The sequence below is a fragment of the Pelomonas sp. KK5 genome (genome assembly GCF_001984095.1).
Lineage (GTDB): Bacteria > Pseudomonadota > Gammaproteobacteria > Burkholderiales > Burkholderiaceae_C > KK5.
This window is the reverse complement of record NZ_LYVQ01000197.1, coordinates 1-12,587: the sequence shown is the minus strand read 5'-3', so window position 1 is coordinate 12,587 and position 12,587 is coordinate 1. Positions and strand designations below refer to the sequence as shown.

General features: G+C 68.5%; 14 protein-coding genes and 1 pseudogene. 9 read left to right on the top strand and 6 right to left on the bottom strand.

The genetic code is table 11. The features are described 5' to 3' along the window. Both B0W88_RS24120 and B0W88_RS24115 read right to left on the bottom strand, forming a co-directional pair. A pseudogene (locus tag B0W88_RS24120) lies at positions 1-303 on the bottom strand (flagellin FliC); the annotation flags it as partial. 210 nt (positions 304-513) lie between these two features. Next, a complete protein-coding gene (locus tag B0W88_RS24115) occupies positions 514-1,380 on the bottom strand; it encodes a flagellin (protein WP_077037164.1) in 867 nt (288 codons plus the stop codon). Positions 1,381-1,736: 356 nt separating this feature from the next. On the opposite strand from B0W88_RS24115, the gene B0W88_RS24110 reads away from it, so the two are divergent. The 3 genes from B0W88_RS24110 (at position 1,737) to flhC (ending at position 3,358) form a co-directional block, all read left to right on the top strand. Further along, positions 1,737-2,237, top strand: a complete 501-nt coding sequence (locus B0W88_RS24110) for a tetratricopeptide repeat protein (RefSeq protein WP_144006925.1) — start codon at positions 1,737-1,739, stop codon at positions 2,235-2,237. 219 nt (positions 2,238-2,456) lie between these two features. Beyond that, positions 2,457-2,780, top strand: a complete 324-nt coding sequence (gene flhD, locus B0W88_RS24105) for a flagellar transcriptional regulator FlhD (RefSeq protein ID WP_077037162.1) — start codon at positions 2,457-2,459, stop codon at positions 2,778-2,780. Positions 2,781-2,821: 41 nt separating this feature from the next. Beyond that, a complete protein-coding gene (gene flhC, locus B0W88_RS24100; RefSeq protein WP_077037161.1) occupies positions 2,822-3,358 on the top strand; it encodes a flagellar transcriptional regulator FlhC in 537 nt (178 codons plus the stop codon). A 12-nt stretch (positions 3,359-3,370) separates the two neighbouring features. Here the strand turns inward: flhC and B0W88_RS24095 are convergent, their stop codons facing one another. The 3 genes from B0W88_RS24095 to B0W88_RS34905 are packed head-to-tail and all read right to left on the bottom strand — an operon-like array spanning position 3,371 to position 6,321. Then, positions 3,371-5,035, bottom strand: a complete 1,665-nt coding sequence (locus B0W88_RS24095) for a tetratricopeptide repeat protein (protein ID WP_083749028.1) — start codon at positions 5,033-5,035, stop codon at positions 3,371-3,373. Then, positions 5,032-5,676, bottom strand: a complete 645-nt coding sequence (locus B0W88_RS34910; RefSeq protein ID WP_077037159.1) for a hypothetical protein — start codon at positions 5,674-5,676, stop codon at positions 5,032-5,034. Before B0W88_RS34910 ends, B0W88_RS24095 begins: the two co-directional genes overlap by 4 nt. A gap of 3 nt (positions 5,677-5,679) precedes the next feature. Next, positions 5,680-6,321, bottom strand: a complete 642-nt coding sequence (locus B0W88_RS34905) for a glycosyltransferase family 32 protein (protein WP_077037167.1) — start codon at positions 6,319-6,321, stop codon at positions 5,680-5,682. 94 nt (positions 6,322-6,415) lie between these two features. Here B0W88_RS34905 and B0W88_RS24080 point away from each other — a divergent pair, with 94 nt between their 5' ends. From B0W88_RS24080 to B0W88_RS24055, 6 genes are read left to right on the top strand one after another with little or no spacing between them, the layout of a single operon-like run. Continuing rightward, on the top strand, positions 6,416-7,468 hold the full coding sequence (locus B0W88_RS24080) for a glycosyltransferase family 2 protein (RefSeq protein ID WP_198937926.1): 1,053 nt from the start codon (positions 6,416-6,418) through the stop codon (positions 7,466-7,468). Beyond that, a complete protein-coding gene (locus tag B0W88_RS24075) occupies positions 7,465-8,238 on the top strand; it encodes a trans-aconitate 2-methyltransferase (protein ID WP_077037158.1) in 774 nt (257 codons plus the stop codon). The genes B0W88_RS24080 and B0W88_RS24075 overlap by 4 nt, the downstream gene beginning before the upstream one ends. A 24-nt stretch (positions 8,239-8,262) precedes the next feature. After that, complete coding sequence (gene motA, locus B0W88_RS24070; RefSeq protein WP_077037157.1) at positions 8,263-9,120, top strand: flagellar motor stator protein MotA; 858 nt, start codon at positions 8,263-8,265, stop codon at positions 9,118-9,120. A 28-nt stretch (positions 9,121-9,148) separates the two neighbouring features. Beyond that, positions 9,149-10,093 carry a flagellar motor protein MotB gene (motB, locus tag B0W88_RS24065; protein ID WP_077037156.1) on the top strand — a complete coding sequence of 315 codons (945 nt, stop codon included), beginning with the start codon at positions 9,149-9,151 and terminating at the stop codon, positions 10,091-10,093. 43 nt (positions 10,094-10,136) lie between these two features. Next, complete coding sequence (gene cheY, locus B0W88_RS24060; protein WP_077037155.1) at positions 10,137-10,529, top strand: chemotaxis response regulator CheY; 393 nt, start codon at positions 10,137-10,139, stop codon at positions 10,527-10,529. A 16-nt stretch (positions 10,530-10,545) separates the two neighbouring features. Continuing rightward, entirely contained in the window at positions 10,546-11,184 is a 639-nt protein-coding gene (locus B0W88_RS24055) for a protein phosphatase CheZ (protein WP_083749027.1), read from the top strand. Between the two features lie 60 nt (positions 11,185-11,244). Here B0W88_RS24055 and B0W88_RS24050 read toward each other — a convergent pair. Then, positions 11,245-12,587, bottom strand: a 1,343-nt coding sequence (locus B0W88_RS24050) for a VWA domain-containing protein (RefSeq protein ID WP_077037154.1), incomplete at its 5' end; no start/stop codon positions are given.

Here is a 12,587-nt window from a genome sequence, read left to right as displayed (position 1 = left end):
ATTGCGGGCCTGGACGGCCAGCTCACGCATGCGCTGCAGCGAGTCGCCCACCTTGGCCAGCGCGCCTTCGGCCGTCTGCGCCAGCGAGATGCCGTCGTTGGCATTGCGCTGGGCCACGTTCATGCCGCGCACCTGAGCGTCCATGCGGGTCGCGATGGCCAGGCCGGCCGCGTCGTCCTTGGCGGAGTTGACCCGCAGGCCCGAGGACAGGCGCTGCATCGAGGTCTGCAGCGAGAGCTGGGTCGATGCGGTGTTGCGCTGGGCGTTCAGCGACATCAGGTTCGTGTTGATGATCGAGGCCACGTTCGGTCCTTTCGGGTGTCAGGGGAGGGCTGCGTCGTACTGATGAAGCTGCCCGATGACCCGTTATCGGAGACCGATGCGCCGGACTTGAATCTTTTTTACAAGAACCGATCCCACCCTCCGCTTTCGCGGGGGTGGTGTGAACTTGCTCACGTTCCGGTCAGAAGGAGGCGGCGCCGGGTGCCGCCTTCTTCTTCTTATCGCTGCTGCTCAGCGCAGCAGCGTCAGCACTTGCTGCGGCAGCTGGTTGGCCTGGGCGATCATGGCCGTGCCGGCTTGCTGCAGGATCTGCGCGCGGCTCAGGTTGGCGGTTTCCGAGGCGAAGTCCGCATCGGTGATCCGGCTCTTGGCGGCGGTCTGGTTCTCCAGCGAGACGTTCAGGTTGCTGACCACCGAGTCGAAGCGGTTCTGGGCCGCACCCATCGTGCCGCGCGACAGGTTGACCGTGTTGATCGCCGAGTCGATGTTGTCGATCACCGTGCCGATCTGGGCGAAGCTCTGGGTGCCGTCGATGGTGGCGCGGCCCGCGCCGGTGTTGTCGGTGCCGGCGACGGCGGTGATCGTCGCGTCGGTCGTCAGGTCGGTCGTGACGATGTCGATCGAGTCGTTGGTCGTCGTGTTGGCGCCGACCTGGAAGGTCTGGGTGCCGGCGGCCGAGGTGGCCAGGATGGCGCGGCCGTTGAAGGTCGTGCCGCCCAGCACGCGCTGGATTTCCTGCGACAGCTGGCCGAATTCGTTGTCCAGCGAATCCTTGTCGGCGCTGGTGTTGGTGGCGTTACGGGCCTGCACCGCCAGTTCACGCATGCGCTGCAGCGAGTCGCTGACCTTGCCCAGCGCGCCGTCGGCCGTCTGGGCCAGCGAGATGCCGTCGTTGGAGTTGCGGATCGCGACCGTCATGCCGCGCACCTGGGCGTCCATCCGGGTGGAGATCGCCAGGCCGGCGGCGTCGTCGGCGGCGGTGTTGACCCGCAGGCCCGAGGACAGGCGCTGGATCGACTTGGCCAGCGAGGCCTGGGAGGCCGAGGTGTTGGTCTGCGCGTTCAGAGACAGCAGGTTGGTGTTGATGATCGAGGCCATGGTGCGCTTCCTTTCAGCTTGATGAGTTCCGGTGAGGCGACGTCCGACGTCGTTGGCTCTTGCCTCCTGACCGGACCACGTGACTTTTATTCGTCGCGTTGGAATGGGTATCGGACGGGCTCGACTGGAACTTGAGGCTTTTTGTCAAGACTCTCGGTCCGTGGATAAGAGGGTGCCAAATAAGTCACTTCATTCGATCGATTTCGCCTTCAGTGCCGAGTACGGCCCGGCGGGGCGCCGGGGTGTTCCGAGATGCGCGGCCAAGGGCGTGCTTTTCACACGAATGGGCGGGGGCGGCGAAACCTAAAGTTCCCGACGTGCTGGCCGATATCCGCGCCCGCCTTGTGGAGAAGCCCATGCCCCTCAATTCCTTCCCGGGTCGCCGTGCCGGCAAGTCGGCGTCCTCTGCCTCTTCCCGCGCCGTGCCGGTGCCCGTGCCCGCCGCCCTGGAGCCCACCGACGCCGAGCTGCTGCTGCACCGCGCCCGCAACGCCGCCTACACCGAAGCCTCCCAGGGCCACCTGGGCCGCGGCCTGATGCTGCTGCAGGACGCCCTGGACCAGGAGCCGATGAGCCACGACCTGCTGTCCGACATGGCGGCGCTGCTGCTCTCGGCCGGCCAGTACGACCGCGCCGTCAGCTACGCCCAACGCGCGCTGCAGCACATCTCCCACCACGGCCCGAGCCTGTACACGCTGGGCTTCGCGCTGGCGGCGCAAGGGCAGATCGTCCCGGCCATCGAGGTGCTGACCCGGCTGACCCGCGGCGGCCCGAGCGAGAGCCTGATGGCCGAGGCCCCGATGCTGATGCCGCTGGTCGAGACGGAGCTGGAGCGGCTGAAACGACTGGTGGACTGAACGTCGATCTGACGCTCACGTAACGAGTTATGCCCCGGGATGCCGGGGCATTTTTGTTTCCGGCCTGACTTCGATGTAGGAATTTGCCTGACAGACGCTTCGGAAGAAGCGGGACTCAAGCCACCGAACTGACCTGATGTTTCGCGGCAATTCCGGTCTTCACAATTCATCCCATGTTGTCACGGGACTGAACCAGAAGTTCACCGGAGGAAGTAAGCCATGAATGCAGACCAGATCCTTGCCGAGATTCGCGAAGCCAATCTCTCCTACCTGATGCTGGCCCAGAGCCTGATCCGCTCCGACCGCGAGCAGGCCCTGTACCGCCTGGGCATCTCGGAGGACACGGCCACGCTGATCGGCACGCTGAGCCCGGCCCAGATGATGAAGATCGCCTCGGGCAACACGCTGCTGTGCCGCTTCCGCATGGACGACGACATGGTCTGGGGCCTGCTGACCAACCACGGCAAGGGCGCCGCGAGCGACTCCGTGAGCCGCCTGCACGCTTCCATCCTGATGGCCGGCCGCCACGCCGAAGCCGCCTGAATCCGATCAAGTAATCAGTTAGCCAGACGGAGTCGTCAGCCATGCGCCAGAAGAGCATCCTCACCGAAGCCCGCCAGATCGAGCGCGCCGTCACCCTGATCAACCTGGGCGCCCGCCTGCAGGTGCTGGAGTCGGAGACGGACCTGTCCTACGAGCGGCTGCTGCGGCTTTACAAGGAAGTCTCCGGCAAGTCGCCGAGCAAGGGCCAGCTGCCGTTCTCGACCGACTGGTTCATGACCTGGCAGCCGAATATCCACGCCTCGCTGTTCCTCAACATCCACGAGTACCTGAACAAGGTGGCCGAGATGGACGAGATCGACACGGTGATCAAGGCCTACCAGCTCTACCAGGAGCAGACCCGGGCCCAGAACCTGGAGGAGCTGCTGTCCGTCACCCGCGCCTGGCGCCTGGTGAAGTTCGTGGACAACGGCATGCTGACGATGACCAAGTGCTCCAAGTGCGGCGGCCACTTCGTGACGCACCCGCACGAGATCTCGCGCCATTACGTGTGCGGCATGTGCAACCCGCCCGCCCGCGCCGGCAAGGGCCGCGCCGCCGGTGGCATCCAGATGCACTGACTGTAGCGGCAGCTAACTCGTTACCTGAGCGGGCAGTGCGGCGGGCGGGAGCCCGGCGGCTGCCCGTTCCCACATCCTGAGATAGAGCGCTTCCAGCCCGCGGGCGAACAGCGCGGCGTCGCCGCCGGCTCCCGCGACCGCGGGCCGCGGGGCGGAGCCGTTGGCCAGCGCCACCGCCTTCTCTATATAGGCGTCGACCCCGTCGACCGCCCAGTCCGCCAGCCCGGCCTCGGCCAGGATGCTGGCCGCCACCCGTCCGGCGAAGCCGATGCCGCCGTCGCGCAGCGCCAGCAGCGGCACGCCGGCCTGCAGCACGTCGCGGCTGGTGGTGTGGCCGTTGCACGGCCAGGTATCCAGCGCCAGGTCGGCGGCCGCCAGGCGGCGCCAGTGGGTGGCCATGTCGGTCTTGGGCATGAAGACGAGGCGGGCCGGCTCGATGCCGCGGCGGGCGGCCTCGGCCGACAACCGGGCGTCCGTCTGCTCGCCCGCGCTGAGTTGCCAGAGGACCGCGCGCGGCGCGCGGCGCAGGATCTCCATCCAGGCCTCGAACACCGGCGGCGTGATCTTGTAGACCGGGTTGGCGCCCAGCAGCACGAAGGCATCACCCGGCAGGCCCAGTTCGGCGCGTGAAGGCGGCTCGGTGCGTTCGCGCGTGCCGTCCGCCGGCTGGTAGCAGCCGGGCAGCTGGGCGATCTGCTCGCTGTAGTGCGGTGCATCGGCCAGCGGCGTGACGATCGCGTCGCCGACGATGTAGTCGATGAAACCGGCGCCGCTGCTGCCGGGGAAGCCCAGCCACGAGACCTGCACCGGCGCCGGCCGCCGGGCCAGCGCGGCGAAGCGGCTGTCGGCGGTGTGGCCTTTCAGGTCGACGACGATGTCGACTTCCTCGGCATGGATGCGGGCGGCGATCGCGGCCGTGTCCAGCGTCGAGACGTCGATGAAGCGGTCGCAGGCCGCGCGGATGCGGCGGGCCTGCGGCGAGCCGTCGTCGGGGCCGTGCGAGAACAGCAGCACCTCGAAGCGCTCGCGGTCGCGCCGCTCCAGCACCTCGACCAGCAGGGCGGCGGTGGCGTGGGCGTGGAAATCTGCGGACAGGTAGCCGATGCGCAGCCTCGGCTTCGCGGTGGCCTTCAGCGGCGGCAGCGGCTTCAGCCCCCGGCTCAGGAAGCGGCTGCTGATCCGCGCCGCCTTCAGCAGCAGCGCCGGGTCGTGGGGCAGGGCGACCAGTGCGAAGGGAACGGCGAACTCGTCGTCGGCGTCCTCGGGGCGGGCGGCGATGGCCTGCTGCAAGGCGGTGAGATTGGCATCGAAATGTTCCCAGCGCGCCGCCTGCTGGTCACCCAGCGCCTGGTAGGCCTGGGCCTGGATGCTGTGCGGCTGCAGCAGCGCGACGGTGCGGAAGCACTCGGCCGCCTCCTCCGGCATCGCCAGCGCCTGGAAGGTGAAGGCCAGCTGCAGGTAGGCGTCGGTGTCGTCGGGCTTCAGCGCCAGCGCCTTCATCAGCGCCTCGATCGCCTCCTGCGCCCGGCCGGCGCGGCGCAGTGCCTCGCCATAGTAGCGCTGTAGCGGGTTGGATTCGACGCGCGGCGCGAAGGGTGCCATCAGCGCCACGGCCTCGCCCCAGGCCTGGCGGCCCAGCAACTCGCGGGCTTGGCCCAGCAGTTCCTGCAAAGTCATGTCTTCTTCGCAGTCACCAGCAGTGACATCCGGTTGAAGAACCACATGCCGTCGACCGTCCACGGCGTGTATTTCTTCAGCGTGTTGGTCAGCGTGTAGGGCGTGTACCAGCAGTTGTGGTCCGGGTGCACGACCTCGACGAAGGTCTGGGCGCCGCTGTTGTAGTCGAAGTGCTGGCGCATGCAGCTCCAGGCGTCCGGCACGGTGATCACATAATCCTCAGCCCCGACGGCATCGAGCTGCTTCAAGAAGCCCTCGACATTGCCGACATGCTCCATCACCTCGGGCACCAGCACCAGGTCGTAGCGATCGCTCACCTGGGCCCAGTCGGAGAACAGCCGGCCCTTGAGGTGCGGCTGCATCTGCGCGAAGGCCTCCGCGTTGACGTCGAAGCCGTCCAGCTCGCAGCAGTCGTCCAGCTGCAGGTGCAGCGAGTTCTTCAGGTCGGTGATCGGCCAGTCCACGCAGCCGACGTGCAGCACCTTGCGGCCGGCGCACAGCGGGCGGAACACGTCCAGCCGCGAACGGCCGCGCAGTTCCTCGCCGACGTAGACCTTCTGCACGAAGTAGGGCGCGTGGGCGTATTCCAGCGGCGAGACCTTGCCGGCTTCCGGCTGGTTATCGGGCCTGTGGATGCTCATGGTTCAGGCCACCTTCCTGGTGTGCAGCGAGTCGTACTTGCCCAGCGTGCTGCCCCATTCCTGGTCGGCGAACACCGGGCCCGGGCCCTCGTAGCGCAGGCCGGTGAAGTGGCGCGGGATGAAGAAGTGGCTGGGCCAGATCGTCAGCGCGTTGTAGCGGTGGGCGCGGTGGCATTCGGTGAGGAACAGCGGGCCGACGCTCTGCCAGGCCATGCGGTCGTCCACCTGCGGCGTGTTCTGCAGGTCCAGGATCATCTGGCCGAAGAAGGGGTTCTGCGGCACCGAGGCCACGTAGCCGGCGGCGATCAGGCCCGGGCGCACCAGCTCGTTCTCCCAGCAGGCCATCGCCTCGCAGTCGAACAGCCAGGGCGCCAGCGGCCGGCGGCAGATGCTGTCGGCGTCGACGACGAAGCCACCCTCGTTGTAGAGGATCTCCCAGCGCATCAGGTCGGCCACGCCGTTGAGCTCGCGGCCGGCCATCGCCTGCATGTGCGGCGCGTTGACCCAGCCGTAGCTGCCCAGTTCGGCATTGCCCCAGACGCGCAGTTCCCAGTCCGGGTTGTGCGCCTTCCAGGTGGCGATGCAGTTGTCCGGGCGCCTGGATTCGTCGCCGACCCAGATCACGTGCAGAGTGCGTGGAATCATGGCGTTATGGTAGGCCGCGGCGGCCGTTTCCATGAGCCGATAAGCATGGCTTTTCCGGGCTTGGATGCCCGCCGCGGCCGGCACAATGCCGGCCATGGCCCACGTCGCTCCCTTCAGCACCGCCCTGGTCGTGATCGCGCGCGACGAGGCGCCGCGCATCGGGCGACTGCTGGCCAGCGTGCGACCCTTCGTGGACACCATGCTGGTGCTGGACACCGGCTCGCGCGACGCCACGCCGGCGCTGGCGCGGGAGGCCGGCGCGCGGGTCGAGCAGTTCGACTGGTGCGATGACTTTTCCGCCGCCCGCAACCGTGCGCTGGAGCTGGCCGGTGCCGACTGGCATGTGGTGCTGGACGCGGACGAGTGGCTGATCGAAGGTGGCGAGGCGCTGCGGGAGCTGCGCTCCATGACGCCGGATTTCATCGGCACCCTGCAGCTGCGCGACAGCTTCGACGACGCCGGCCAGGCCCGCGAGGCCAGCGCCTGGCTCAGCCGCGTGCTGCCGGGCCGGGTGCGCTATGACGGCGTGGTGCACGAGCAGCCGCAGCACGCGCTGCCGGTGCGCCGGCTGCCGCTCTTGGTCGGGCACGACGGCTACCGCGCCGAGCGCCTGGCCGACAAGCGCGGCCGCAACCGCCGGCTGCTGGCCCGCGCGCTGCAGGCCGCGCCGAATGACGCCTACCTGAACTACCAGTGGGGCAAGGACTGCGCGGTCTACGACGAGGACGCGGCCGCCGAGGCCGGCTTCGCCCGGGCGGCCGCGCTGGGCTCGCCCGAGCTGCCCTGGTGGACCGACCTGGTCGCGCGCCGGCTGTTCACGCTCAAGCGGCTCAAGCGCCACGCCGACGCGATGGACTTCGCCGACGCCCAGATGCCGCGCTGCGCCGACTCGCCGGACTTCTTCTTCGCCATCGGCGACCTGCTGCTGGACCTGGCCGCCGACGAGCCGGCCCGCGCCGCCGAGCTGCTGCCGATGATCGAGCAGGCCTGGGGCGAATGCCTGGCCCTGGGCGAGCGGCCCGGGCAACTGGGCGCCGTGGCCGGCCGCGGCTCCTGGCTGGCCGCCTACAACCTCGCGCTGGTGCTGGAGGGCACCGGCCGCGCCGACGAGGCGGCCGCCCTGCGCGCCGCCCATCCCGCGCCATGACCGTCCTGGTCTGGCCGCTGCCGGCGCTGTTCAGCTGGGCGCTGGCCTGGGCGGTGTTCGCCGGCCTGCGGGCCGCCGGCGCACCGGCCCTGCTGGCGCTGCTGGGCGCCAGCGCGGCCGGGGCCCTGCTGGCCCTGCTGCAGCGCGAGCGCTGGCGCCGGCTGATCGTGGCCCTGGGCTTCCCGCTCGGCTTGCTGGCGCTGCTGGCCAGCGGCGGCGCGGCCCTGCCGGCCTGGATCTGGCTGCTGCCGCTGGCGCTGCTGGCGCTGCTCTATCCCCGCCGCACCTGGGGCGATGCGCCGCTGTTTCCCACGCCGCCCGGCGCCTTGGCAGAATTGCCGGCGGTCGCCGCCCTAACGCCGGATTCAAGCGTGCTCGACGCCGGCTGCGGCCTCGGCGACGGATTGAAGGAACTCCGCCGCGTCTATCCGGGCGTGCGGCTGGTCGGCATCGAGTGGAGCCGGCTGCTGGCGCCGCTGGCGCGCTGGCGCTGCCGCGGCGTCGCCGAGGTGCGGCGCGGCGACATGTGGGCGATGGACTGGCGCCCCTATGAGATGGTCTATGTGTTCCAGCGGCCCGAGTCCATGCCGCGCGTCTGGGCCAAGGCCTGTGCGGAAATGCGCGAAAAGGGCGCTTGGCTGGTCAGCCTGGATTTCGAGGTAGCGGGTCAAATACCGCTGGCGCATTTCCCGCTTGCGGATGGGCACGGTGTGTGGGTGTACCGAGTGCCGCAAGTTCAAGACATTGTTCAATCGGCCGATAAGGGCTGAGAACCACAGAAAGAATTCTTATCAATGTTTGTCATCATCGGCTGGCTCGTCTGTCTGGGCTGCGTCTTCGGGGTCTTCATCGCGCACGGCGGCAATATCGAGGTGATCCTCCATGCGCTGCCCTTCGAGATGATCACCATCTTCGGCGCGGCCGCCGGCGCCTTCCTGGCCAACAACCAGATGAAGGTGCTCAAGGCCACCGGTCGCGGCCTCGGCATGTGCTTCAAGGGCAGCAAGTTCAGCAAGGCCCGCTACATGGAGCTGCTGGCGCTGCTCTACGACATCCTGCAGAAGGCCCGCAAGGAGGGCCTGATGTCCATCGAGAAGGACGTGGAGGACCCGCACGCCTCCCCGCTGTTCCAGAAGTACCCGGCCGTGGGCAACGACCACCACGTCACCGAGTTCATCACCGACTACCTGCGCATGATGGTCTCGGGCAACCTCAACGCCCACGAGATCGAATCGCTGATGGACAGCGAGATCGAGACCCACCACCAGGAGGAGCACGCGGCGGTGGCCGCGCTGCAGCGCCTGGCCGGCGGCCTGCCGGCCTTCGGCATCGTGGCCGCGGTGCTGGGCGTGGTGAACACCATGGGCTCGGTGGGCCAGCCGCCGGCGGTGCTGGGCGGCATGATCGGCTCGGCACTGGTGGGCACCTTCCTCGGGATTCTGCTGGCCTACGGCTTCGCCGAGCCGCTGGCGGGCCTGCTGGAGCAGAAGGTCGAGGACGGCGGCAAGGAGTTCCAGTGCATCAAGACCACGCTGCTGGCCAGCATGCAGGGCTATGCGCCGCAGGTGGCGATCGAGTTCGGCCGCAAGGTGCTGTACTCGGGCGACCGGCCGACCTTCGGCGAGCTGGAATCGCACGTCAAGAAGAAGTAGTAGTAAGGTCCCGCTGAGGTAAGAAGTCATGGCCGGCGACAGCAAGAAACTCCAACCGATCATCATCAAGCGCATCAAGAAGGGCGGCCATGCCGCCCACGGTGGCGCCTGGAAGATCGCCTACGCCGACTTCGTGACGGCGATGATGGCCTTCTTCCTGCTGATGTGGCTGCTGGGCTCCACGACGGAAGGTGACCGCAAGGGCATCGCCGACTATTTCTCCGCCCCGCTGAAGGTGGCGATGGCCGGCGGTTCCGGCTCGGGCGATTCGTCCAGCCTGGTCAAGGGTGGCGGGCAGGACCTCTCGCGCCAGACCGGCCAGGTCAAGGCGGGCGACGTCGAGTCCAAGCGCCACACGATCAACCTGCGCGCGCTGCGCGAGGAGCAGCGCCGCGCCGAGCGCACCCGGCTGGAGGAGTTCAAGAAGCACATCGAGGACGTGCTGGCCGCCAACCCGCGCCTGGCCTCATTGGGCGGGCAGATCCGGCTGGACATGACCAAGGAAGGCCTGCGCATCCAGATCGTGGACGACCAGGGCCGGCCGATGTTCGACAGCGGCAGCGCGGTGGTGAAGCCGTACATGCGCGAGCTGCTGAGGGAACTCGGCGACGTGCTGCGCGAGGTGCCCAACCGGCTGACGCTGGAAGGCCACACCGACGCCCAGCCCTTCCCGGGCGGGGCGCTGGGCTACACCAACTGGGAGCTCTCGGCCGACCGCGCCAACGCCTCGCGCCGCGAACTGGTGGCAGGCGGATTGCCCGACGAGCGCGTGCTGCGCGTCACGGGCATGGGCTCCAGCAAGCTGCTGGACAGCAAGGACCCCAAGTCCGCGGCCAACCGGCGCATCAGCATCATCGTGATGAACCGTGACGCGGAAGACGCAGTGCTGAAGAATTTTTCCTCGGATGAGGACGATTCCGCTAACGGCGAGGCTCAGCAGGCTCCAAAAGCCGCATCCGCTGCGCCACAATGACGCTTGAATTTGGCGTTAGCCCCATCGAAGAAAGAAGCCAGCCATGAGCAATGAGATGAAATTCCTGGTCGTCGACGACTTCTCGACGATGCGTCGTATCGTGCGGGGCCTGCTCAAAGAGATCGGTTACGTGAACTGCGAAGAGGCCGAGGACGGCGTCGAGGCGCTGAGCATGCTGAAGGCGGGCAAGTTCGATTTCGTCGTCAGCGACATCAACATGCCCAACATGACCGGCTTCGAGCTGCTGAAGGCGATCAAGGAAGACCCGGCGCTGAAGCACCTGCCGGTGCTGATGGTCACCGCCGAGGCCCGCAAGGAAGACATCGTGCTGGCGGCCCAGAGCGGCGCGGCCGGCTACATCGTCAAGCCTTTCACCAAGGCGACGCTGGAAGAGAAGGTCCAGAAGATCATGCAGAAGCTTGCGGCCGCGGCCTGAAGACCAGGAGCCCGCCATGCAAGCCGAACAAGCTTTCGCCCAACTGGGCACCGGCAGCGAGCCGCTGATGGTCTCGCCCGAGGTGTTCCAGCAACTGGGCACGATCACCCGCGTGCTGCACGACACGATGCAGCAGCTCGGCGTGATGCCCAAGCTCCAGACCGCCACCGACGGCCTGCCCGACGCCCGCAGCCGCCTGACCTACATCGCCAACAAGACGGCCGACGCCGCCAACAAGGTGCTGAACTCGGTCGACCAGGCCAAGACCGAGCACTCGCACATCTCGGCCGCCACCAACGAGATGGCCAAGGCCATCATGGCCGACCCGGTCAAGGCCGTGGCCAGCGGCGCGGTGTTCAACTTCGTCAAGGACGTGGAGACCTCCACCTCCCGCATCGACCAGCACCTGACCGACATCATGATGGCGCAGGACTTCCATGACCTGACCGGCCAGGTGGTGGCCAAGGTCGTGACCCTGGCCAACGACCTGGAAGACAGCCTCGTCAAGCTGCTGGTCTCCGTCGTGCCGCCGGAGCAGCGCGAGAAGGTCGACCCGAGCATCCTGCAGGGCCCGGTGGTCAATCCGGAAGGCCGTACCGACGTGGTCACGAACCAGGGCGAGGTGGACGACCTGCTCGCCAGCCTGGGATTCTGATGACGCTGAAGTAAGGCCTTATCTGCTCGCAAAGCCCGCCATCGGCGGGCTTTGCTGTTTCTAGCGCAACGCGGCCAGCTCCTGGGTGACCAGCCGCACCACCAGCTTGTCCAGCGTCTCCACCGAGTAGTTCTGCACCTCGTGCACCGTCTCCCGCCCCGGGCCGCTGCCCGGGTTGCGCGCATCCGCATAGGTCAGGAACACGAAGCGGCCGCCGGTGTACTGGGCGATCTGGCGCTGGATGTATTCGCCCTGGCGGTCCAGGCCGCTGGCGCCGACGCTGAACACCTTGATGCCCTTGCCCAGCGCCGACATCATGCTCTGGTCGTACTGCACGCCGCCGTAGTCCAGGTGCGGCGGCGCATCGGCCAGCAGCACCACCAGGCGGGTGGCGCCGTTGCCGCGCCAGCTGATGTTGTCGACGGTGTCGGCGAAGGCCTCGTTCATCGCCTCCGGGTAGTCGCCGCCGCCGTCGGCCTGCAGGCCGTCCAGCGCGCGCTGGAAGCCCTTGAGGTCGCGGCTCAGGTCGTGCGACTTGATCAGGAACTCGTCGACCTTGTCGCGGTAGGCGACCAGGCCCAGGCACAGGTCCGGATGGCTGGGCAGTGCGGCGATCTGGCGCACCATGGCCTGCATGCTGTCGCGCAGCTTGCCGATCTCGTCGCCCATCGAACCGGTGGCGTCGACCAGGAAGACCAGGTCCAGCCGGGCCGGCGCGCGGCCGCTCGCGGCGTCCAGGCGCAGCTCGACGCTGCTCTTCTGGCCGCGGCGCAGGGTGGTCGTGGCCTCGCGGCCGAGGCTGCGGGCGGTGACGGCATAACTGTCCGCATGAGCGGCATCGAAGGCGTCCGGATGCAGCCAGGCGCGGCCGGCGGTGTCGGTGCGGGCCCACATGGCGGCGCCGGCGGCCGAGCGCACGGCCACCTCGGCGTCGGGCACGCCGCGGCCGGTGGCGTCCTTCACCTCCAGCAGGTAGCGCTCGCGGACGTCGCGCTCGCGGTGCTCGAGTTGCGCGTTGCGCTCGCGGAAGGCGAGGTATTCGGCGAAGCCGGCGTTGTCGTCGACGACGCCGGCGGTGACCGTCTCCTGCGGGCGCTGCTGGCGCTCGAAAGCCGGCGCCACCGAGGTCGCGACCGATGGCGCGGCCATGCCGGCCGGCGCCGGGGCCGGGGCCGCGGGCGCCATGTAGAGCCTGTCCGCGCTGGACTTGCTGCTGCGCTCGGCCAGCGCCTCGCGCCGTTCCGAGGCGGCCCGGCGTTCGCTGTCGCGCTGCGCCTGGAACTGCGGCCCGGGCACCACGCGGGCGGCCACCGGGCGGTCGCAGCTCATGGCGCTGGGCGCGCGGAACAGCGGCCGGTTCGTCAGCGGCGGCGGATCCTGGGGCGGCGTCTGCGGCTCGGGCC

What these genes read in the sequence shown, in the direction of transcription:
- B0W88_RS24075 (WP_077037158.1), top strand. Translation starts at nt 7,465, where the DNA reads ATGACCGTCCTGGTCTGGCCGCTGCCGGCGCTGTTCAGCTGGGCGCTG.
- motB (WP_077037156.1), top strand. Translation starts at nt 9,149, where the DNA reads ATGGCCGGCGACAGCAAGAAACTCCAACCGATCATCATCAAGCGCATC.
- motA (WP_077037157.1), top strand. Translation starts at nt 8,263, where the DNA reads ATGTTTGTCATCATCGGCTGGCTCGTCTGTCTGGGCTGCGTCTTCGGG.
- B0W88_RS34905 (WP_077037167.1), bottom strand. Translation starts at nt 6,321, where the DNA reads ATGATTCCACGCACTCTGCACGTGATCTGGGTCGGCGACGAATCCAGG.
- flhD (WP_077037162.1), top strand. Translation starts at nt 2,457, where the DNA reads ATGAATGCAGACCAGATCCTTGCCGAGATTCGCGAAGCCAATCTCTCC.
- B0W88_RS24095 (WP_083749028.1), bottom strand. Translation starts at nt 5,035, where the DNA reads ATGACTTTGCAGGAACTGCTGGGCCAAGCCCGCGAGTTGCTGGGCCGC.
- B0W88_RS24115 (WP_077037164.1), bottom strand. Translation starts at nt 1,380, where the DNA reads ATGGCCTCGATCATCAACACCAACCTGCTGTCTCTGAACGCGCAGACC.
- cheY (WP_077037155.1), top strand. Translation starts at nt 10,137, where the DNA reads ATGAGCAATGAGATGAAATTCCTGGTCGTCGACGACTTCTCGACGATG.
- B0W88_RS34910 (WP_077037159.1), bottom strand. Translation starts at nt 5,676, where the DNA reads ATGAGCATCCACAGGCCCGATAACCAGCCGGAAGCCGGCAAGGTCTCG.
- flhC (WP_077037161.1), top strand. Translation starts at nt 2,822, where the DNA reads ATGCGCCAGAAGAGCATCCTCACCGAAGCCCGCCAGATCGAGCGCGCC.
- B0W88_RS24055 (WP_083749027.1), top strand. Translation starts at nt 10,546, where the DNA reads ATGCAAGCCGAACAAGCTTTCGCCCAACTGGGCACCGGCAGCGAGCCG.
- B0W88_RS24080 (WP_198937926.1), top strand. Translation starts at nt 6,416, where the DNA reads ATGGCCCACGTCGCTCCCTTCAGCACCGCCCTGGTCGTGATCGCGCGC.
- B0W88_RS24110 (WP_144006925.1), top strand. Translation starts at nt 1,737, where the DNA reads ATGCCCCTCAATTCCTTCCCGGGTCGCCGTGCCGGCAAGTCGGCGTCC.